Source organism: Bacillus sp. 01N45, from assembly GCF_056399205.1.
The window spans coordinates 653,273-675,101 of record NZ_JBFTQW010000002.1 but is presented as its reverse complement, the minus strand read 5'-3'; the positions used below and the strand labels follow the sequence as shown (position 1 = coordinate 675,101).

Genomic DNA, 21,829 nt, shown 5'->3' with positions numbered 1-21,829 from the left:
CATCTTTTTTATAGACAATACATTTATAAGAATGTACGTTCGGTTCTGGCTGGCCGATGTATGTTTTACATAAATACATAACAAGGGGCGGTCTCTATATGAGTAACACAAATCAAAAAATCACTACGTTTTTAATGTTCGAAGGTAAAGCTGAGGAAGCAATGAACTTTTACACGTCGCTATTCGATCAATCAGAAATTGTAAGTATCTCTCGCTACGATGAAAACGGACCAGGTAAAGAGGGTTCTGTCATTCATGCAACTTTTACGTTAAATGGTCAAGAATTCATGTGCATTGATAGTTATGTAAAGCATGGTTTTACATTTACACCATCTATGTCTCTTTATGTAAATTGTGAGACAGAAGAAGAAATTGAAGCGGTCTTTCATAAGTTAGCGCAGGATGGATCTGTACTAATGCCTTTAGGTTCTTATCCATTTAGTAAAAAATTTGGCTGGTTAAATGATAAATATGGTGTGTCTTGGCAGTTAACGCTTGCGGAATAAAAAATGTAATTTATTTGTTTAATGGGTTTAGTTCAGAGGGTGAAAATTTAAATAATATATAAAAAGGTGTTCCAACCGTCAACAGGTTTGGAATGCCTTTTTATATGTAATTGATTTGCTTAAATGAATTTATATTTTTTCTATTCAGAATATTTTATTTTTCTTACTACTTTTTTATCTGTTAATATAAATATAGAAAAATATGTATTAATTATTGGTTAGGTTAATAGAAAAAGGAAAGCATAAATAGTAAATGATCTTACACTTAAAATGTAACAAGATAGCTAGGGGGAATAGTTATAATGGATACAACTCAACAAAACAGTAATGCATGGGATAAAAAGGTTGAAGAAGGTTCTAGATATACGCAACCTGTAAGTAGCGAGGTTATTGAAAGAAGTAAATCAGGTGAATGGGAAATCACAGTTACCACAGAAAAATCAGTTCCTAGAGATTGGTTTCCAAAGTCATTAGAAGGATTAAAAATACTGTGCTTAGCATCAGGTGGAGGGCAACAAGCACCAGTTCTAGCTGCTGCTGGGGCGGATGTAACAGTTACTGATATATCAAGAAAGCAGTTGGAACAAGATAAAAAGGTGGCAGAACGGGATGGGTTAACTTTAAAAACAGTGCAAGGAGATATGTCAGACCTTAGTGATTTTGAAGATGAATATTTTGATATTGTCGTAAATCCCGTTTCTAATTTGTTTGTAAAAGATGTTCATCTTGTATGGAATGAGGTATCAAGGGTACTAAAGAATAGAGGTATTCTTATTTCTGGATTTACAAATCCATTACTATGGATTTTTGATGACAATCAAGAGCAAAAGGGTATTCTAGATGTTAAACATTCAATACCATCATCAACACTAGATTATTTACCAGAGAATGAAGTTCAAGATTATGTAAATTCTAATCAAACAATAGAATATGCACATACTCTTGAAGACCAAATTCAAGGTCAAGTTGAAGCTGGTTTAGTTATAACTGGTTTTTTTGAGGATGATTTTGGTGGAACTAGAATATTAGATAAGTATATTAAAACTTTTATTGCTACAAGAGCTGTAAAGTTAAAGCTAGATTGAAAGTTTTTGCTTGTTATACTGGGGTTAGTTGAAGAATGGTCTTAAAAATAGGGAAAGTTCAATATATATCAAAAAGGATGGCACTTGCCATCCTTTTCCTTGTGTATTTTGAGTATATAAACAAGTTTCATATCTCTTAGTTGAAGTTGTCATTATTTATAGTTACTCTTTTCTTTTTAAGAATTTTGCATGCCGAATCTTTCACCGAGTTTAGCTAACAATTCAGGCTGATCCCCTTGACTCATTACAACTTCAATAAAGATAAGTTGATTCTTATTTAAAGTTATATTAGTTAAGACTTCTGCTAACTCTATTTCATTTTCCACTTTATATGTTAGACTTTTTTCTTCTGATCCAAATACGTTTGCTAGTTTCGTGTAATCCCACATTTGTATGTCATTATACGGTTGATTTTCGCCGTGAATTGCACGTTCAACAGTGTATCCATTGTTATTAATTAAAAATATAATCGGTTTTAAATTTTGACGAAGTATAGTCGATAACTCTTGAACAGTTAATTGGAAAGAACCATCACCAATAATTAAAATATTACGTCGCGATAAATCAGCGAGCTGTGTACCGAGTAGAGCAGGTAATGTATAACCAATTGATCCCCATAATGGTTGTGCTACATATGTAGTGTTATTTGGTAAAGGGATAGCAGCACTACCGAAGAAAGGTGTTCCTTGCTCAGCAATTAAAACATCGTTTTCTTGTAAGAAATGGTATATTTGTTGCCAAAAACGTTTTTGTGTAACCATTTGAGCTTTTGGATTGAACTCTTCTGTCATAGATAGTAATTCTGAAATAAAGGGCTTAATTTCAAGTGTTTCCTCGTTGCGATGTTCGATTAAATCACTTAACTGTTGTAAAACATCTTTCATTACAACGGGTCCATATTTTTTATCTATAATTTTCACAGTATAGGGATGGAGTTCTATAACTTGCTCTTTCATAAAGCCTTGTGTAAAGCCACCAGTAATAGTATCAGTTAATTTCACGCCAATACTAATAATACAGTCAGATTCATCAATTCTTTTTCGTAAGTATGGAGAACTAACATCACCAGTATAAATTCCTATAAATTGAGGGTGTTGTTCAGGGAATATTCCTTTTCCCATACTTAATGTTGCGATAGGAAACCCAGTTTTTTCTACGAATTGATGCAAATATTCTTCCGCATGAAAACGAGCTACTTCAAAATCAGCTAAAATAACTGGTTTTTTGGCACTGTTTATTTTTGAAGTAGCATGTAGAAGCATTTTATCCAACGCATCTTTATTACTTAGAACTGGTCTATGTAAAATTGGTTCTGTAGGTTTATTAATTGGTTTATTATACACATCAATCGGTAATTGAATATGAACAGGGCGTTTCTCACTCCAACATGCACGTAACACACGATCGATTTCTTCAGCGGCATGCTCAGGTGTTAATTTTGATTGTGCCACCGTGATTTCTCTATACATATTGGAAAAATGATCGAACTTTCCATCACCTAACGTATGATGAACGAGTGCTCCATTTTCCATTACTGTTGTTGGTGGTGTCCCCGTGATTTTTATAACAGGTACGTTTTCTGCGTATGACCCAGCAACACCGTTAAGGGCGCTTAATTCTCCAACGCCAAAGGTCGTAATAAGAGCTGCAATTCCTTTTATACGAGCATATCCATCAGCGGTATATGCCGCATTTAATTCATTACAATTACCAATCCACTTTAGCTTTTCATGTGCTAGTACGTCATCTAAAAAAGCCAAATTATAATCACCAGGAACACCAAATATATGCTCAATTCCTAATTCGCTTAGTCGATCTAATAAATATGTACTTACAGTATATTGCGATTTCAAATGAATCATCTCCTAATTGTGCAATGTATATTTCAATAAATTAAAGAAGTTCTAATACGTTGATTAAAATATTGATTACTGGATTGTGGTATAATTTACATACAGGGGGAACGCAGATGACACAACATAAAGAAGAACAGATGAATGAAGCATTAGCATTATTTTACTTTGCATATAAAACATTTACTGAAAAGCCAGATGAAATTATAAAAGAGTATGGCATACAACGAGTACATCACCGAATTTTATTTTTTATCGCACGATTTCCAGGGATAAGTGTAAATGAGTTATTATCACTGTTAGAAATAAGTAAACAAGCTCTTCACGGACCACTACGACAACTTGTGGAAAAAGGCTTAATTGAGAGTAATGAAGCTACACATGATCGCCGTGTGAAACAGTTATCTTTAACAGAAATAGGTGTAGATTTAGAGAAAAAATTGAGCGATGTTCAAAGACAACAGATGAGTGCTATTTTTTCAAAATTTGGTGAATCATGTGAAGAAAATTGGCATCAAGTTATGAATGAAATGGCAAATAGTCGATCAGGTTTTGATGCTTGGATATCAAAACGAGCAGTTGTAATCGATCAGAAATAATAAGAAATATATCTGTTTTTATAGTTTGAAAAAGAACAAATTTTATCCATACATTTGGCAACTATGGATTGGTCATAGAGTGAATGGATAAAAAGATACATTACTAGATACTTTATACGTGTACGCAATGGAACAATAAAATTCACATTTCCGAGAGGGGAATTATTATGATAAAACTTGTACTTATTCGTCACGGACAAAGTTTATGGAATCTTGAAAATCGCTTTACAGGATGGACAGATGTAGATTTATCAGAGAATGGATTAAGTGAAGCGAGAGAAGCAGGAGGGATTTTAAAGAAAAATGGATATACTTTTGATGTCGCGTATACATCTGTATTAAAACGAGCAATCCGGACGTTATGGATTGTACTTCATGAGATGGATCTTGCTTGGGTACCAGTACATAAATCTTGGAAGCTAAATGAAAGACATTACGGTGCATTGCAAGGGTTGAATAAAGATGAAACTGCGAAAAAGTATGGTGAGGAGCAAGTTCATATTTGGAGAAGAAGTATTGATGTAAGACCACCTGCTCTTACTGAGGATGATCCTAGATATGAAATGAATGATCCAAAATATAAAACACTTAAAAAAGGTGAGTTTCCATTGACTGAATGTTTAGTGGATACGGAGAAAAGAGTACTTGATTATTGGCATTCAGAAATCGCGCCATCATTAAAAAGTGGTGAAAAGGTAATTATTTCATCACACGGTAATACGATTCGTTCGCTAGTGAAATACTTAGATAACCTTTCAAGCGATGGTGTTGTTTCATTAAATATTCCAACGAGCATTCCACTCGTTTATGAATTAGACGATGATTTACGTCCGATTCGTCATTATTACTTAAGTATGGACGGAGAAGTACCAAAAGGGAAAATTCCGAAACATATTTCTTTTTAACATGAAAATTTGAAACGCATGCTTGTCTACATATACAATGTAGATTCATGATAAAAGACGTGGTACCTTCTAATGTATATGCGATATTGCTAAATTTAGAAGCTTGTCCACGTCTTTTGTCATAAAGAGGGCTGCTTGTGCATGTAATGATATCGTGAGTAGTTTTTGAATGGAGGGTGATGTCATTGGTGATCTCTAACATTCGAATCGGCTTATTTATTTTAGCAATCGTTTTTCTCGTTCTTGTGTTCTTTTACTGGAGAAACGAAGAGTTGTACGAGGAGAAAAAGCAACGTATTAGAAAGACTTGGTATGGGTTGTTTATAATATCAGTCACTGTGTATTTCATGATAAAAGGAATTGATTTAACCCTCTGGAAAAACCTATTAATGTTCACTGCAATGGTTATTTTCGTTGATATCGCATTTATTTTAACACCTAATATTTCCGAAATATGGGGAGCGAAATTTAGCGATATCGGCAAGACTGTTCAATCGATAAAACGGTCTTTAATTGCTTCTAAAGCAAGAGGGGAAATATATACAACAATTATTCAAAATGTCAATCCAGCAATGTTCGGTACAATGGAATGGCATACGGAAGAAGAGTATACAAAAAGCTTAAACGCATTTTTAGATTCGTATGGGGAAAAGATTGGTGCGAAAATTGTCGTATTTGAAGCGGCAAAGGAATTAAATACTAACTTTCGCGGTATCCGTTCTCAATTTAGTATTATCGTTCCGTTTGAACACATTGAGCAGTTGAATGAGCAGAAAGCGGTACAAGTAGAAAATGTCGGCATTATACCAGCAAAAATTGTGAGTGATGTTTTCATTGTTATTGATGGGAAGAAAAATAATCTGCAAGATCGAGATTTTGAAAATGTATATAATTTAACAATACATCATAGTTATTTTAGTAAATAAGGACAGGATTTTCTTCTGTCCTTTTCACTTATACATAAAGGTAAAGCAAATTTAGACAAACTTGTATAAAATCGGACAATCATTCCTACACTAGCACGTAGAGGTGATTGTAGTGATAAAAGATTATGACAATGATTTTTTTAAAGAAGATAATGAAGATACAACAGATTTCTCGTTAATAAAAGGAGATACATTACAGCAAGTAGAAGAGTTAGAAGAAGAATTAAAAAGAAAATGATACGTGTACATGCTGTCTACATTTGCGATATAATATAAATAGAAGATTGTATCTTTTTGAAAAGGGGGAGAAGAGATGGCTGAAATAAATGTACAAAAGTCTTCATTTTTTAAAGAAAAAAAAGAGGAACCAAATACAGATTTCTCTCTTGTGAAAGGTGCATTAACAGAAAATATAAATCGTTTAGAGAAACTGATGAATAATAGCGGTTCAAAATATATACGAGTGAAAAAAACAAAAGAAAATGCATAGTGCATTTTCTTTTGTTTTTTATTTAGCATTTAACTTTTCTTTTACTTTTGCAGGTAAGTCAGCTTCCTGAACCTCTTCATATGACTTCACTTCAATTGATGATATTTCATTTTTACTCTTATCATCTTGATCTACATAAAGACATAAAAATGCATTTTCATTTAATTTATGTTCGTTTGATGCTTTCTTACTTCTAAATGTAATTTGTTTTTTTACTCCGTCTTCGTCATAAGCAGGCAGTGTGTAGTTTCTTAAGTTTTTACCTTCAACTTTTTCGATAGTTCCTTCGCCTTGTATCTGTACGTAATATACATCTTTACCAATTCGATTTAATGATGCTCTTTCACATCCAATAGTAAAACTAGAAAATAATAAACATAGTGTAATAATCGCTAAAAACCTTTTCATTTTCTTTATCTCCTTCAATTTGTTTCTTTACACAGTATACGGCTATTATGAAATGAGAAAAATCGATTTAGATTACAACCCCCTTACAATGTTGTAAGAGTGTTGTCCATAAAATGAACAATATATTAAAAAGTTAAAAGAAAGGTAAAATAATGAATCATGGTATAATGATAAAAGACTTACATATTATTTTGTCATTTTGAGAGGAGCTTAAAAATGTATTCTACTTTAGAACAATTAACAAAGCACCCTGTATTTTATCATTTTGCAGAAATTTCAAAGATTCCTAGAGGATCGGGTAATGAAAAAGAAATTAGTGATTATTTAGTGTGGTTTGCAAAAGAGCGTAACTTAGAAGTGATTCAAGATGAAGCAATGAATGTCATTATTAAAAAAGACGCAACTGCTGGCTATGAAAATGTACCAGCTATTATCATTCAAGGTCATATGGATATGGTATGTGAAAAAAATCAAGCAACCGTACATGATTTTGAAAAAGATCCAATTGAATTACGAATTATTGGGGACATGTTATATGCAAATCAAACGACTTTAGGAGCGGATAATGGTATTGCAGTTGCGTATGCAATGGCTTTATTAGATGCATCAAACATTTCGCATCCAGCACTTGAAGTAGTTATTACTACTGAAGAAGAAACGACAATGGGCGGGGCTTTCGCTGTTGATGCAAATCACTTTGAAGGAAAGATTTTTATAAATATCGATTCTGAAGAAGATCATAAATTACTTGTAAGTAGCGCAGGTGGTGCGAAAGCTGTAGAAACAATTCCAGTAATATGGGATGAAGCGCCAGCTAATACGGATGCATACCGTCTATATGTTGGTGGTTTAAAAGGCGGACATTCTGGTATGGAAATTGATAAACAACGTGGTAATGCGAACAAAGTATTAGGACGAGTATTACGTGATTTATTAGCAAATATTCAATTTGAAATAAGTGAAGTTCACGGCGGATTAAAAACAAATGCAATTCCGCGTGAAAGTGTAGCTACAATTGTATTAGCTACAGAAGATGTAGAGAAAGTAGAAGAAAAACTAGACTCATGGACAAGAGTATTACAAGAAGAAATGCGTGCTGTTGATCCAGATGTTCATGTTACAATTACAAAATTGGATGAAAAAGTAGAAAAAGTATTTGCTAAAGAGACACAAAAGCAACTTATTTCATCATTATTCTTAATTCCAAACGGCATTCAAAGTATGAGCATGGATATTAAAGGTCTTGTAGAAAGTTCAACAAATTTAGGCGTTATTGAAACGTTGCAAGATGAAATTAAATTACGTAACGAAGTGAGAAGTTCTGTCAGTAGTTTAAAACAACATGTTGCAGATGAGATTAAATGTATTGCCGAATTAGTTGGTGCAACATTTGAAATAGAGTCAGAGTATCCAGAATGGCCATACAATCCGAATTCACAAATTCGTAATTTGTTTGAAAAAGTGCATCAAGAAAAATACAACAAGGATGCTGAAATCTTCGCTGTACATGCAGGTATTGAATGTAGTGCATTCGTTCAAAAGATGCCTGACTTAGATGCGATTTCATTTGGTCCAGACATTTTTAACGTTCATACACCAGATGAACATATTAGTATTTCTTCTGTTGTGAATAACTGGGGATTCTTCGTTGATGTAATGAAGGGTACGAAAGAATTAGCTAAATAATATGGATGAAATGAAAAGTAGCCAATAAAACTTTATAGGCTACTTTTTTGTATAGAATTTTATTAGAAATTCTTTTTTACGTTAGTATTTAATTTTTACTTTTATTTCTAGAGGATATTGTACCAAAGATTGCTCCGGATACTGCTCCGATTAAAGTCATAAAAATTGCACTCCATGCTGCAAATGACATTATTACACCTCCAAATAATAAATTATTGTTTCTTAGCCTTTTGAATAGAAATGATAATTGCGACAACTATTAAGAAAATAAGAGGAGACCAAGAAAAGAAAGACATGTAATATTCTCCTTCCAATATTAATTTTAGACCTTTATATAAATAAATTATCGCATGTTTAAAGAATGAACATATAGAATATGCAATATTGCATATCGAATTGTAGGGCATAAAGAAGTGAAAACAGTTCGTGAATAAAAATGCTAATTTATAAAGAAAGTAAGGATTTTTTCTAACCTTAAAAAGGGCGGACAATCAAAAAGCTCTCTACCTTATATAAGGCAGAGAGCTTTTAAAATAGTTTTTGTCTAATAACAATGGTATCCAATGTTTATTGGTGAGATAAACGTAAATTATTTTGAGATTTTAAAGCTGCCCCCATAATAATAATTTTCTCCAAGTTTCATAACGGCTACATATGTTCCTGGATTATAAACCTTAGTAATAGGTGTTACAAATCTACCATAATTATGTTTTAGACCTGAGTCATAAATGGTTTTATATCTATGCAAGTTTATTTCATTATTTTCATTTTCACTCAATTGATATATTTTTACAATACCAGTATCCTTACCACCAGTATATATAGTAACATCGAATGTATCTCCATGCTTTAAGTCACCAACTGCTAACTCTTCTATAAAATCTGCATTATGATGTAATAAAAAATAGCTTTGCCACTGCCAATTATCTAAAAATCGTGATTCTTTTTGTGTAAGTTGCGATTCAGCAGACACAGGTGTGATTGTACCAATTGTATTCGAAAATAAAAATCCTCCAACAGTCAATGCACCAATAATTGTTGATTGCCTTAAAAGTTTCATGTTCTAAACCTCCTATTTACTTAAGGATTCAGAAATCGTTTTTGTGAAAAACTAGCTGTGAAATCTAATGGATGATAATATCTTCTATAATTATATTAACATTTATTGATTTATCAGACAAATTAATGAATAATAAAATTATATCGAGGAAGTGAAGGGTAATTTAAGAAAGAAGTTAGAGATATAGCTAATAAACCTTTATTATATGTAATTGCGATTTATTAATTGAAAACATGATTATTTTAAAACTGAAATTTCAATGCACATCTTAAGTTTGGGTATATAATTTTACAATTTGACTTATGTAAATTATCAAGTTATGATTTTTTATTATAAAAGAAAGGCTTGAATTTAATGGTTCGTCGTTTGAGAAAGCTAAAAAATGTAGCAGTCGTATTAAGCTTCTAAGTGAATTACAAAAATCTACAATACTTAGAAGCGAGGAATAAAGTTATGAAGCATCCATTATTTAATCATTGGTCAGAAACGAAGTATTTAAAAGATATAGTAACAAATCCACTCATTGAAGTAGGAGAGTACTCCTATTATTCAGGGTATTATAGTCATCAAAATTTTGAAGATGGCTGTGTAAGGTATTTGTGGGGGGATGCTAAGTCCCGTGCACTTTTCAATCCAATTGAACAGATGGGATGGCATCTTGATAGACTTATTATTGGGAAATATGTTTGTATTGCTAGTGGAGTAGTCATTTTAATGGGCGGTAATCATAATCATCACGCAGAATGGATTACAGTATATCCATTCGCTGAGCAAATTGAACATTCATATGAACCGAAGGGTGATACAGTCATTAAAAGTGATGCTTGGATTGGAATGAATGCAATAATAATGCCTGGCGTTACTATTGGTGAAGGAGCAATTGTTGCTGCAGGATCTGTCGTAAGTAAAGATGTTCCGCCGTATACAATAGTTGGTGGAAATCCTGCTAAGGAAATAAAGAAACGATTCACTGATATAGAGATAAATATATTAATGGAAATGCGTTGGTTTGATTGGGATAGGAAATTGATTGAGAAGGCAATCCCGCTGCTATCTAGTCCATCCATCGAACCATTATTTGCTTTTTATAAAAATCAAGTGAAAAATAAATAAATCAGTTAGAAAAACTACATCCAGTATAGGATGTAGTTTTTTATTTTTTGTAAATGTGGAACAAATGTATTACTTATATTGTCTATTAAGTGTAATCCTAAAAAATATGAAAGTACGAATCATTTTGAAAAATACAAAGGTATTAAAAAGAGGGATATGTGTGGGAATACTAAGTGTCAGTGTGTCTAAAAGGGTGGGATGAGATGTTCTATATGAAAGTGGTCCTAATGTCTTATATGTATATAGAATTTGATAACGCTGTCTATTTTTTGAAGGGTTATGTTAGAACAACGTTTTTTGAGTACAAAAATATTGGAGGTAACAGAAGTGAAAGATATGTTTTGCAAGGGATTTATTGCAATAGTAACAGTGCTTACACTATTTTGTAGCATGGTCGTTACATTTGGAAGAACATCAGCGGAAACAATTCCTGCTATAGACGTTGAAGCAGGATCAGCAATTTTAATAGAAGCAAATTCCGGAAAAATTTTATATGAAAAAAATGCAGATGAATCATTGGCAATTGCTAGTATGACAAAAATGATGAGCGAATACTTAGTTCATGAAGCGGTGGATAAAGGAAAACTTAAATGGGATCAAAAAGTTAAAATCTCTGAATATGCACATAAGATTTCGCAAGATCGTTCATTATCAAATGTTCCATTAGAAAATGGTGGCTCTTATACGGTAAAAGAGTTATATGAGGCAATGGCGATTTACTCTGCAAATGGTGCAACAATTGCTTTAGTTGAACAGATTGCTGGTAAAGAGATCAATTTTGTAAAAATGATGAACGATAAGTCGAAAGAGTTTGGAATGAAAGATTATAAGTTTGTAAACTCTACAGGCTTAACAAATCAAGATTTAAAAGGATATCACCTAGAAGGGACGACTCTAGACGAGAAAAATAAAATGTCTGCAAGGGATTGTGCAATTTTAGCACAACGTCTTATTCAAGATTTTCCCCAAATATTAAATACAGCAAAAATTCCTAAAAAAACATTCCAAGAGGGTGGTAAATATCCAATTGATATGGCGAACTTTAACTGGATGTTAAAAGGTTTAATTAAGCAATATGAAGGTGTAGATGGTTTGAAAACAGGAACGACTCCAGAAGCGGGAGATTGTTTCACTGGTACAGTAGAAAGAAACGGTATGCGCCTAATTTCTGTAGTGATAAAAGCAAAATCTCATACGGCACGTTTTGATGAAACAAAGAAATTATACGATTATGGATTTGCGAATTTTGAAGTGAAGAATGTCTATGGAAAAGATTCAGTAGTAAAAGGACATGAAACAGTTCGAGTGGCAAATGCAAAAGACAAAGATGTAGTAGTTCAAACGAAGCAAGCTGTTTCACTTCCAATGCCGAAGGGCAACAAAGACATTTATAAAAAAGAATTTAAAGTATTGAATACGGAACAAGAAGCGCCTATTAAAGAAGGTGTAACTATTAGTAAAATGATTATCTCTCCTAAAGATAATACAGATTCTGGGTTCTTATCAGGTAAATCATTACAAATAGACCTTGTAACAAAATCTGATGTGGAACAAGCAAATTGGTTTACACGTTTTATACGTAAAACAGGATCTTTTTTTAGCGGTATGTGGGATAGTACGGTTGATATAGTAAAAAGCTAATTTTATAGGATACAACTAAATATTAGTCTGAAACAAAACGTTTCAAAGTATTATAGATTCTTATGTGGATAGTTTGGAATGAAAGATTGTATTACATTTCAAATTTGGTCCTTCGGAACTTTTTGTATTTCTATCAAGCTAAAATAAATTTGTATCCATATACCCCAAAAACGCTATTCTTTTTGTAGAAATATACAGAAAGGATGGCGTTTATTATGAATCTTTCGATTTGAAGGATTCTGGTGCAAGGTTAGTTTAATAAAGTTACATGATGAAAAACCACCCATTATTCCATCAAATGACAATAAAAAAATAATATCCGGTAAGTATTTCTGTAATTAGATTTTATCCCGCATTAACGGGCAGTAAGACCCCCACTGATTAAAGTTTCACTTTATAAAAATTTAATAAAATCTTTTCTTTGTATTAAATATTTTGTTTTAAATTATGTATATAAAGAAATGGAGGTCAAATTAACTTTGTACTGCTTATATTAGAAATTTAAAGAAACAATATGTACAATTCTCCCACTACATTTGCATAGTGGCATTTATGAAAAGCAAAATCTACAATTTACAAGGAGAACATTTTATGAGTAAGAGAATAAAAGAATTAGATTCCATACGAGGGTTAGCGGCACTTACTGTGGTATTTGGACATTTTTGTTTAATGCTACCATCGTTGCCTAATTCTATTAAATTTTCCCCGCTTAGGTTTTTATGGGCGGGTGGGGAAGCTGTTATCGTTTTTTATGTACTAAGTGGTTTTGTGTTATCTATGGCACTTTATTATTCAAAAACAAATTATTGGGGATATTTAATTAAGAGATTTGTAAGAATCTATATTCCTTATTATTTTTGGATAATCGTTACCTTTGTTTTATTTATTTTATTTTCGCCATATGAAGTGGTAGGACTACGGGATTGGTTCTATGATAGGTGGCAAGGGTCTATAACAAAATTAGATATTATAAACCACTTTGTGCTTCTTAATAACTTTTTTACGGAAAATTATAATCCAGTTATTTGGTCATTGGCTCAAGAAATGCGTATATCTATTGTGTTTCCTTTGTTATTCCTTCTTTTTTATAAACTGAATTGGAAGAAAACGATACTATTTGCTTTGAGCTTTTCTTTAATTAGTGTTTTTCTTAATATGTTGCATATTGGGAAAGCTGAAGGATTTTATAATGGTTATGCCGATACACTGCATTTTACATCTATGTTTATGGTTGGAATGTTACTTTTTAAGCATCAGGAAAAACTTATCTACTCATATAGGAATATGAAAAAATTTAAAAAAGGATTTCTTATTGCCTTAGGAATTATTCTATATTTATATTCCATTTTAATTTATGGTTTTTCCCGTAATGATACTACTTTCTTATTAAAAGATTGGGGTGTCGTAATGGGGGTTAGTATATTTATTATAATGGCTATGAGTAACCTAAAAGTAAAAATACTTTTAAATAAGAGTGTGTTTGTATACTTAGGAGAAATTTCATACAGTATCTATTTGTGTCATTTTCCAATCATGATGGTACTATTTAAACTTTTGTATACAAAGATACCTATCTTTTTCCTTCTTACTTTGTGCATTACAATGACACTACTTTTTTCTATAGTTTCGTATCATTTAATCGAAAAGAAATGTATCAACTGGGCAAAACAAAGAACAACAAATTTATTGAAAAAAGTATAATACCTAGAGGGATTATATCCCGCTATTTGCCGGACAGTAAGATCCCTCACTTCAAAATTCAGCGAGAGCAAAGAAGTTAGGTGGGAAATTAACTGTCCGTAAAAGCCCAATTGGTTCAACTAATAATCAGTGAGGGATGAAGAAAACCTCTACTGATTAAAGTTTAACTTCATTTCTTTAGTAAATATATGAATATGACCGATTCCTAAGTATACTTAGGAATCGGTCAATTTTGGATTCTAAATGTAAATATAATAAAGTGGAATATAATTGAAATCAAAAACATTTAGAAAGAACAATTACATTGTGAGCTAATGTATAGTATAGATATGAATAATAAAAAGGGGGAATAGATATGTGGAAGCGATTTGTCTCGATTGGTGATAGTTTTACAGAGGGGATAGGGGATGAAGTTGAGGGAATTGCATTAAAAAGCTGGGTAGATCATTTGGTTCAACTGTGTGAAAAAGATATAGAATATGCCAATTTTGCAAAGCGTGGGTTAGTAACTAAAGAAATTCGCTCGCAGCAATTGGAAAAGGCATTAACTTTTAATCCAGATTTGGTTAGTCTCATTGCAGGGGCAAACGATGTTTTAAAAGGACGTTGGAATCATGATGCATATAAGAACGATATGGAATTTATGATAGATACATTAAGTAAAGCAGGGGCGGATATTATTATAGCAAACCTTCCCGATTTTACAGTTAGGCTTCCTTTTGCTTCTGAAAAAAAACAAGTAATAAAAGAACAATTATTAGAGGCAAATGAAGTTATACATTCACTGAGCAGAGAGTATAAGCTTCATCATGTTGATTTTTGGAATCATCATTTAGTTAATGACAATACGCTTTGGTCTAAGGATTTAATTCATCCAAACTCAAAAGGATATGTAAAAGTTGCTGAATTGATTTTTAGTAGTTTGCCTGTACAGAAGACAAAATAATAGTTTGCAATTTAACAAATATGATATTAATTGTATTAAGCTATGTTTTTTAATAAATGGAAAGAACTAAAAATTTAGCAAATAAAGTGTATCTACGATATATTTCTACAGTAGTGCACAAATACAGTATCACAAGAAAAGATCACCTACGGAAATAGGTGATCTTTAAACATTCTTATACCTAAATTAATATATTATATTACTAAATAAATTCGTACTACATAAAAATTAAGTTCTTTTATAGAAAAACTGATGTTACATTACCTTAAAATATATTCATAACAATATTATATAATAACATAGTCAAATCATATTTTGGGGATTTATCCCGATTGCGTATAATGTGTAATTTTTTTGAAGCAGTAATGTCCAATAAGTTAAGTAGGTAGTAAATGTAAAAAAATCAATACTATATATTATTCAATCTTTGTTATGAGTGCATTAGTAATTGTTAGTATTATATTTTTAATATCTATTTTAGTTATTGGAATTAATTTGAATAGAAAATATGTAGGATAGGGAAAGGTACATATACTTTATTGTATATGTACCTTTTTATTTAGTAGGATTTATAGTCTCTATAAACTATTATGTTAATAAAATTAAAAAACTTAATTCTTAATATTCTTATGGTTAAAGCTATCTATAAAATGAAAATATAACTAAATAATAGTTTGTTATGATTTGTGGATTTGGTTTTTTATCCGAATTTTCTGATTCAAATATTTCAACTTTATGAATATAGTAGGTGAAATATTTGTGTGATAGTATTTGAGATAGAAAAAAGCCAATTTTAAAAAGGATGTGAATTGAATGTGCAACAACTGTAAATGGTTATATTAAGTTAATGTTTAACTGTTTTTAGTGTAAGGTAAAGGTCTATTTTGTAACAGTTGATATAAAGACAAAGAAATAGGTGTACTCAAATTTATCTGACTATTTAAAATACGCTGAACCTTGAGATTAGTCTAGGTTTTGACGAAGTTAAATTCTAGGTGAAATCTTTATAATGATTAATTAGGTTTAATAAAGGGGTAACTTATACGCAAAAGCGTTTATATTAGTAACCTAAGGAGCTTGCTTTTATGAAAACTATTGATTCAAAAGGCCTATTAGGAAATAGGGTTTATTTACAAGTTTTCTCTGCCTATTCATTGCTTATGCTTGGTGTTTTTATTGATATGTTAGCGATTATGACTATAGTTGGGTTTGAATGGGAAGTAGATCCTACTATGATTGGATTGATTCCTGTTGCATATGCACTTCCAGGAATTATTTTTGGCTCATGGGCGGGTGTTATTGCAGATCGTTTTAGAAAAATTCCAATTATGATGTTCTGTAATCTAATGGTTGGTCTAATAACGATTGCTCTTTTATTTGTACAAGATATCCACTGGCTCTTAGTGGCATTAATGATTCGTTCCATTTTTATTGTTTTCTATTATCCTGCACAGCAAACACTAACAAGACAGATTGTCTCCCCGGATTTGCTTACTAAAGCAGTAAGTATCAACGGAATAGTAGAGCAGGGTACCAAGATAGTAGGCCCACTTATAGGGGGCATGTTGCTGAGCTGGTTTCAACCAGAGTTCTGCCTCATTATAAGAGCTATAAGTTGCTTATTAGCTACCTTAGTTCTGATACCCACAATAAAATTTAAAGAAACTATATCGAAAGAATTTGTTGAAAAGCAAAAACAAAGTACCTGGACCGCTTGGGTACAAGGGTGGGGTTATGTGTTATCTAATCGGATAATATTATCAACTATGATTTTTGTTACAATAGCCATGGCAGTATTACAATTAGTAGACTCACAATTCCCAACTTTATTTAAGAGCTTATTCCCACATGATAAAAGTAAAATGGGATATATCATTTCTATTATTGGTCTTGGCGGAATACTTGGTGCATTACTAACTCAGAAATTAAAACAATTTCAATATGGCTGGGTAGTATGTGGAGGTATGGTTTTAATGGGAATTGGTTTTGGGGGGATTGGTTTGATAACGCCCGGTACGGTCTTCGTTTTGGCCTATTTAATTAGTTTTATCGCTGGTATTGGAAGTGGGCTGATGCTTGTATCTAATCAAGTCATTTTACAAATAGAATCGGATCAAGATCAAGTAGGAAGAGTATTTGGTATTCAAAGCAGTTTAACAAACGCAGTTTTAATTATTTCTCCTGCTATGAGTGGCCCATTAGTGCATTTGTTCGGAGTAACTCAACTTTATGTTTATGGAGGGATTGGGCTTGTTATCATTGGAGTAATTGGAGTTTCACTGCAGAAATATTTATGGGCTAAACATAAACACGAACCTATAAGAGCAAATAATTTTTGAAGGGAAGATTTTTATGACCAATGAGGAATGTTATCCATTAAGCCATCCGCAGCGAAGAATATGGTATACAGAAGTTATTCATTCTGATAAAGGAATATGTAATTTAAGATTTTTATTTAAACTTCATCGAAAAATGAATTATTCAAAATTAAACCAAGTTGTGAATCGCGTCATTAGTGAAAATGACGGTCTGTGCATTAGGTTAAAAGAAAATGGGCATCAGGAACCGAAACAATATTTTATTAAACATGAAGAACAAGAATTTGAGTTTTTTGATTTCAGTAATGTGGAGAATACAAATTTACTTGAGGAATGGATTGAGCAGAAAACAAAAGAAACGTTTACATTATTTAATTCAAATTTATACTATTTCGCTTTAATAAAATTAAACGATAATGAATGTGCAGTCTTTGGAAATGTTCATCATATTATTATGGATGGTTTATCAATTCAAATATTTACTGAGCAGATTGCAAAATATTATTATGAAATGTATAACGAGAATGAGGAAGGCGAAAGTGAAAATTCATATGTTCAATTTCTGACTAATGAACAAACATACTTGAATAGTAGTCGCTTTCAAAAAGATCAAAAATTCTGGTTAGAGGAATTTAAAACACTGCCATCTGTGACCGGATTGAAGCCCTATAATACGTACCAAGTTAGTACCAAAGCATCACGTGAGACATTTATATTAACGGAGTATTTGAAGAGAAAGATAGAAAAATTTTCTGAAGATTACAAAATTAGTTTATACACTTTTTTTGTTGCTGCTTTCTCGTTATCCATGTATCGGTGGACCTCATCGCTTGATATTGGTTTAGGAATGGCTTACGGCAATCGTATGACTAAAATGGAGCGAAAATTGATTGGAATGATGGTGAGTACAGTTCCTTTAAGAATGGATATTGATCCGGAAGAAGAAGTACTTTCATTTATTAGTAGGGTATCCAGAAAACAAAGCAAATTATTGAGACACCAGAAATATCCATTTGATTTGTTATTAAAGCAGATTAATAAAGAGAATAATAGTAATGTGAGACTTTTCGGAACTACGATTGATTATAGGGATCGTGATGAAAGTGGTGACTCACTATGGATTCCAAACCATGAAGAGGTGCAAGATTTTGCAGTGCATATTGAAAATCTAATTGATATTGACTCTTTACATGTACATATTGATTATCGTGAGGAGCTATTTTCTAAGGAAGAGATAAAACGTTTTTTTAACGTGATGTTAGCGATAATGGAAAACACTTTTGAAAAACCAAAGCAGAAGGTAGCTGAAATCGAAATCATTTCTGATGAAGATAAAAGAAGAAGTTTAGTTGAGTTCAACAATCCTAAGCTGGATTTCCCATCTCAAGTAACTATTCATGAATTGTTCGAACAGCAAGCGTTGAACTATCCACGCGATATTGCAGTTACGTATGGAAAAGAAAAAGTTACTTATAGAGAGCTTAATGAACGCGCAAATCAGTTAGCTCATTATTTGCAGAAAAAGGGAGTAAGACCTGATACTTTAGTGGGACTGTGCGTTGAACGTTCCCTCGAAATGATTGTAGGTATTTTAGGGATTTTGAAGGCTGGTGGGGCTTATGTTCCACTTGATTCAACATATCCAGAGCAGCGACTTCAATATATTTTAGAAGATGCTAGCATTCAGTTATTCGTAACGCAAGAAAGTTTAAAAGAATTGAAATGTTTACCAGAAAATGTTGAGTCGATTTGCCTGGATCGTGATCAAGATGAGATTGGGAAAGAAAGTAAGACTTTACCGGTTTCTGATGTCAGTTCCCAAAATTTAGCATACGTGATCTATACTTCGGGATCAACGGGGAATCCAAAGGGTGTTATGATAGAGCATCACAATGTCATTCGGTTATTTAAATCAACGGATTGTTGGTATCAGTTTAATGAAAAAGATACTTGGACGCTTTTTCATTCTTATGCATTTGATTTCTCAGTATGGGAAATTTGGGGAGCATTATTATATGGTGGGAAATTAGTTGTTGTTCCGTACTGGATTAGTCGATCACCTAAGGATTTTTATCAATTATTGGTGGAGGAAGAAGTCACAGTTCTAAATCAGACACCTTCCGCATTTCGACAATTAATACAAGTGTGTGAACAAGAAGATATGAATAAAAATTTGCAACTGCGTTATGTCATATTTGGCGGAGAAGCGTTAGAACCTACTAGCTTGTTACCGTGGTTTCAAATGTATGGGGAGAAAAAACCACAGTTAATTAATATGTATGGAATTACAGAAACTACCGTTCATGTTACATATTATCCAATTACTCTAGAAGATGTGCAGCATGCTTCAAGAAGTAATATTGGCAAGCGGATTCCCGATTTAGAAGTGTATATACTGGACGCTTATCAACAACCTGTTCCTATAGGTGTTGATGGTGAACTTTATATTGGTGGGGCAGGACTGGCACGTGGGTATTTAAAGAGACCTGAATTAACAGCAGAGCGTTTTATATCTCATCCATTTAGTAGTGATCCGAAAGCGAGATTATACCGGACAGGAGACTTAGCGAGGTATTTGCCAGATGGAAATCTGGATTATCGTGGAAGAATTGATCATCAGGTTAAAATACGTGGTTTCCGAATTGAGATTGGGGAGATTGAGTCTACTTTACATACATATGCATCTGTAAAAGAGGCAGTTGTAATTGTAAGAGAAGATCAGCCAGGCGATAAAAGATTAGTAGCATATGTTGTAGGAGATGGAAATGTAGATGCGTGGAGAGAGTATCTTAAAGCGAAACTACCAAGTTATATGGTTCCTTCGGGATTTGTGGTGATGGAAGCTATTCCACTTACAGCTAACGGTAAAGTTGATCGTGAGGCCTTACCTATGCCGGAGGAAAAGCAGATTAATAGTGAATCTGTTGGCCCTCGGAATAGTAACGAACAGATACTGACTACCATTTGGAAGCAAGTATTAGGTGTTAAAAAGGTGGGAATCTATGATAATTTCTTTGAAATTGGTGGCGACTCGATTCTCAGTATTCAAATCATATCTCAAGCAAGTCAAGTGGGGTTAAAACTTACTCCAAAGCAAATGTTTGAATGCCCAACTATCGCTGAGCTGGCACAAGTGGCTATAAAAACGCAGGGAGTACAAGCGGAGCAGGGAATTGTGATAGGTGATGTGTCTCTTACTCCAATTCAGTGTTGGTTCTTCGAGCAAGAACATCCACATCTGGAGCATTGGAATCAATCAATGCTATTAAGAGTAAAAGAAAGATTCGATGTGAAGTTACTAGAGGGAGCGATAGTAACTTTACTCAAACATCATGATGCTTTACGTTTCCGGTACAAACAGTTACCAAACGGAACGTGGAGGCAGAGAAATGAAGGGACTGATGAGCTGTCAGTACTCCATGTTGTAAAACGGAATCAAGTTAATGAAAAAGAGTGGAATACAATAATACAAGAAGAGATGAACATTAATCAAGCTAGTTTCAATCTAGTTACTGGTCCGTTAATGAGGATAGTGTACTTTGAGGATAACTTGACTGGAAATGATCGAATATTCTGGGTGATTCATCATTTAGTAGTAGATGGAGTATCATGGAGGATTCTATTGGAAGATTTACAGACGGTATATAACCAGATGAAACAAGGTCAAGAAGTTCGCTTACCTGCGAAAAGTACATCTTTTAAAGATTGGTCTGAACGACTCCAGACGTACAGTGATTCGGGTATTTCGAAAGAAGTACAAGATTATTGGAATGAACAAGTAGAAAAAGAAACGATGAAAATTCCAATGGACTATCCAATACAAGAAACAACAGAAGAATCGATTGATCAAGTGACAGGGACTTTAGGAATAGAAGAAACATATGAATTGTTACACGAAGTCCCAGTAACTCATAAGACAAGGATTGATGAGGTACTATTAACGGCATTAGGACAAGCTATCGTCGATTGTACAAATCAGCAAACGGTTTCTATTCATCTAGAAGGACACGGAAGAGAAGAGGTAATTGAAGGTATTGATTTATCAAGGACAGTGGGCTGGTTCACGAGTATTTATCCCGTTCATCTCAATTTTCAAGGAACTCAAACACCTATTGAAGGGTTAAAGGCTGTCAAAGAACAATTGCGTCGAATTCCGAATCGTGGAGTTGACTATGGTATTTTACGTTACTTGAATAAAGGATTACTTCCGTTTTATCAGCAAAAGCCTTCAATAAGTTTTAACTATTTGGGCCAATTTGATCAGGTTTTCTCAAGGGAATCTTTGTTTATGCAAGAGACAGGATTTACATTTTTAGATCATGATCCAGATTCCAAACCATCTCATCTAATTGATGTTATCGGAATGGTGAAAGATGAAAAGTTACATTTTGTTTGGATGTATAGTAGAGAACAGTTTTCTAAATTAAAAATTCAATTGATAGCAGATGGTATGTTGAGGCATCTTCGTCAACTTATAAATAAACCAACAACAGAGTCTGCTTTTACGGTATCAGATTTTGCTGATGCAGAGGATCTTACGGAAGAAAGCTTGAGCAAAGTATTACTTAAATTAACAAAGAAGAGGGTGTAAA

At 32.8% G+C, this 21,829-nt stretch carries 17 protein-coding genes; 14 read left to right on the top strand and 3 right to left on the bottom strand.

Annotated elements, in window-relative coordinates:
* The first annotated feature begins 98 nt into the window (after positions 1-98).
* A complete protein-coding gene (locus AC1DMU_RS07540) occupies positions 99-506 on the top strand; it encodes a VOC family protein (RefSeq protein WP_088063377.1) in 408 nt (135 codons plus the stop codon).
* Positions 507-808: 302 nt separating this feature from the next.
* The gene (locus AC1DMU_RS07535) at positions 809-1,591 is read left to right on the top strand and encodes a class I SAM-dependent methyltransferase (protein ID WP_088063378.1); all 783 of its coding nucleotides are present in this window, start codon (positions 809-811) and stop codon (positions 1,589-1,591) included.
* Positions 1,592-1,767: 176 nt separating this feature from the next.
* Here the strand turns inward: AC1DMU_RS07535 and AC1DMU_RS07530 are convergent, their stop codons facing one another.
* Positions 1,768-3,453, bottom strand: coding sequence for an alpha-keto acid decarboxylase family protein (locus tag AC1DMU_RS07530; protein WP_088063379.1), 1,686 nt, complete (start codon positions 3,451-3,453; stop codon positions 1,768-1,770).
* 107 nt (positions 3,454-3,560) lie between these two features.
* Here AC1DMU_RS07530 and AC1DMU_RS07525 point away from each other — a divergent pair, with 107 nt between their 5' ends.
* From AC1DMU_RS07525 to spoIISB, 5 genes are all read left to right on the top strand, one after another.
* On the top strand, positions 3,561-4,043 hold the full coding sequence (locus AC1DMU_RS07525; protein ID WP_088063380.1) for a MarR family winged helix-turn-helix transcriptional regulator: 483 nt from the start codon (positions 3,561-3,563) through the stop codon (positions 4,041-4,043).
* 167 nt (positions 4,044-4,210) lie between these two features.
* Positions 4,211-4,948: a 2,3-diphosphoglycerate-dependent phosphoglycerate mutase gene (gene gpmA / locus AC1DMU_RS07520; protein ID WP_088063381.1), complete on the top strand. Its 738-nt coding sequence runs from the start codon at positions 4,211-4,213 to the stop codon at positions 4,946-4,948.
* Between the two features lie 188 nt (positions 4,949-5,136).
* The gene (locus tag AC1DMU_RS07515; RefSeq protein WP_142291738.1) at positions 5,137-5,874 is read left to right on the top strand and encodes a type II toxin-antitoxin system SpoIISA family toxin; all 738 of its coding nucleotides are present in this window, start codon (positions 5,137-5,139) and stop codon (positions 5,872-5,874) included.
* A 112-nt stretch (positions 5,875-5,986) separates the two neighbouring features.
* Positions 5,987-6,112: a hypothetical protein gene (locus AC1DMU_RS07510; protein WP_000588712.1), complete on the top strand. Its 126-nt coding sequence runs from the start codon at positions 5,987-5,989 to the stop codon at positions 6,110-6,112.
* 75 nt (positions 6,113-6,187) lie between these two features.
* Positions 6,188-6,364: a stage II sporulation protein SB gene (spoIISB, locus tag AC1DMU_RS07505; RefSeq protein WP_046959435.1), complete on the top strand. Its 177-nt coding sequence runs from the start codon at positions 6,188-6,190 to the stop codon at positions 6,362-6,364.
* A gap of 18 nt (positions 6,365-6,382) precedes the next feature.
* On the opposite strand, the gene AC1DMU_RS07500 is transcribed toward spoIISB, so the two are convergent.
* The gene (locus tag AC1DMU_RS07500; protein ID WP_060488821.1) at positions 6,383-6,772 is read right to left on the bottom strand and encodes a YxeA family protein; all 390 of its coding nucleotides are present in this window, start codon (positions 6,770-6,772) and stop codon (positions 6,383-6,385) included.
* Between the two features lie 216 nt (positions 6,773-6,988).
* On the opposite strand from AC1DMU_RS07500, the gene pepD reads away from it, so the two are divergent.
* Positions 6,989-8,458: a beta-Ala-His dipeptidase gene (pepD, locus tag AC1DMU_RS07495; RefSeq protein ID WP_088063383.1), complete on the top strand. Its 1,470-nt coding sequence runs from the start codon at positions 6,989-6,991 to the stop codon at positions 8,456-8,458.
* A 589-nt stretch (positions 8,459-9,047) separates the two neighbouring features.
* Here the strand turns inward: pepD and AC1DMU_RS07490 are convergent.
* Positions 9,048-9,518 (bottom strand): DUF5065 family protein, encoded by a 471-nt coding sequence (locus AC1DMU_RS07490; RefSeq protein ID WP_088063384.1) that lies wholly within the window; start codon positions 9,516-9,518, stop codon positions 9,048-9,050.
* 453 nt (positions 9,519-9,971) lie between these two features.
* On the opposite strand from AC1DMU_RS07490, the gene AC1DMU_RS07485 reads away from it, so the two are divergent.
* The 6 genes from AC1DMU_RS07485 to AC1DMU_RS07460 all read left to right on the top strand — a co-directional run bounded on the left by AC1DMU_RS07485 (position 9,972) and on the right by AC1DMU_RS07460 (position 21,828).
* Positions 9,972-10,631, top strand: coding sequence for a CatB-related O-acetyltransferase (locus tag AC1DMU_RS07485; RefSeq protein ID WP_088063385.1), 660 nt, complete (start codon positions 9,972-9,974; stop codon positions 10,629-10,631).
* Between the two features lie 327 nt (positions 10,632-10,958).
* A complete protein-coding gene (locus AC1DMU_RS07480; RefSeq protein ID WP_098134232.1) occupies positions 10,959-12,272 on the top strand; it encodes a D-alanyl-D-alanine carboxypeptidase family protein in 1,314 nt (437 codons plus the stop codon).
* Positions 12,273-12,824: 552 nt separating this feature from the next.
* The gene (locus AC1DMU_RS07475; protein WP_088063387.1) at positions 12,825-13,973 is read left to right on the top strand and encodes an acyltransferase family protein; all 1,149 of its coding nucleotides are present in this window, start codon (positions 12,825-12,827) and stop codon (positions 13,971-13,973) included.
* Between the two features lie 355 nt (positions 13,974-14,328).
* Positions 14,329-14,919 carry an SGNH/GDSL hydrolase family protein gene (locus AC1DMU_RS07470; RefSeq protein WP_088063388.1) on the top strand — a complete coding sequence of 197 codons (591 nt, stop codon included), beginning with the start codon at positions 14,329-14,331 and terminating at the stop codon, positions 14,917-14,919.
* Between the two features lie 1,085 nt (positions 14,920-16,004).
* Positions 16,005-17,258, top strand: a complete 1,254-nt coding sequence (locus AC1DMU_RS07465; protein ID WP_000848289.1) for an MFS transporter — start codon at positions 16,005-16,007, stop codon at positions 17,256-17,258.
* Between the two features lie 13 nt (positions 17,259-17,271).
* A complete protein-coding gene (locus AC1DMU_RS07460; RefSeq protein ID WP_088063389.1) occupies positions 17,272-21,828 on the top strand; it encodes a non-ribosomal peptide synthetase in 4,557 nt (1,518 codons plus the stop codon).
* Position 21,829: the final 1 nt, after the last annotated feature.

Bases quoted from the DNA above. Each gene is read 5' to 3' on its own strand.
- AC1DMU_RS07540 (WP_088063377.1), top strand. From the start codon at position 99: ATGAGTAACACAAATCAAAAAATCACTACGTTTTTAATGTTCGAAGGT.
- AC1DMU_RS07535 (WP_088063378.1), top strand. From the start codon at position 809: ATGGATACAACTCAACAAAACAGTAATGCATGGGATAAAAAGGTTGAA.
- AC1DMU_RS07530 (WP_088063379.1), bottom strand. From the start codon at position 3,453: ATGATTCATTTGAAATCGCAATATACTGTAAGTACATATTTATTAGAT.
- AC1DMU_RS07525 (WP_088063380.1), top strand. From the start codon at position 3,561: ATGACACAACATAAAGAAGAACAGATGAATGAAGCATTAGCATTATTT.
- gpmA (WP_088063381.1), top strand. From the start codon at position 4,211: ATGATAAAACTTGTACTTATTCGTCACGGACAAAGTTTATGGAATCTT.
- spoIISB (WP_046959435.1), top strand. From the start codon at position 6,188: ATGGCTGAAATAAATGTACAAAAGTCTTCATTTTTTAAAGAAAAAAAA.
- AC1DMU_RS07500 (WP_060488821.1), bottom strand. From the start codon at position 6,772: ATGAAAAGGTTTTTAGCGATTATTACACTATGTTTATTATTTTCTAGT.
- pepD (WP_088063383.1), top strand. From the start codon at position 6,989: ATGTATTCTACTTTAGAACAATTAACAAAGCACCCTGTATTTTATCAT.
- AC1DMU_RS07490 (WP_088063384.1), bottom strand. From the start codon at position 9,518: ATGAAACTTTTAAGGCAATCAACAATTATTGGTGCATTGACTGTTGGA.
- AC1DMU_RS07485 (WP_088063385.1), top strand. From the start codon at position 9,972: ATGAAGCATCCATTATTTAATCATTGGTCAGAAACGAAGTATTTAAAA.
- AC1DMU_RS07475 (WP_088063387.1), top strand. From the start codon at position 12,825: ATGAAAAGCAAAATCTACAATTTACAAGGAGAACATTTTATGAGTAAG.
- AC1DMU_RS07470 (WP_088063388.1), top strand. From the start codon at position 14,329: ATGTGGAAGCGATTTGTCTCGATTGGTGATAGTTTTACAGAGGGGATA.
- AC1DMU_RS07465 (WP_000848289.1), top strand. From the start codon at position 16,005: ATGAAAACTATTGATTCAAAAGGCCTATTAGGAAATAGGGTTTATTTA.
- AC1DMU_RS07460 (WP_088063389.1), top strand. From the start codon at position 17,272: ATGACCAATGAGGAATGTTATCCATTAAGCCATCCGCAGCGAAGAATA.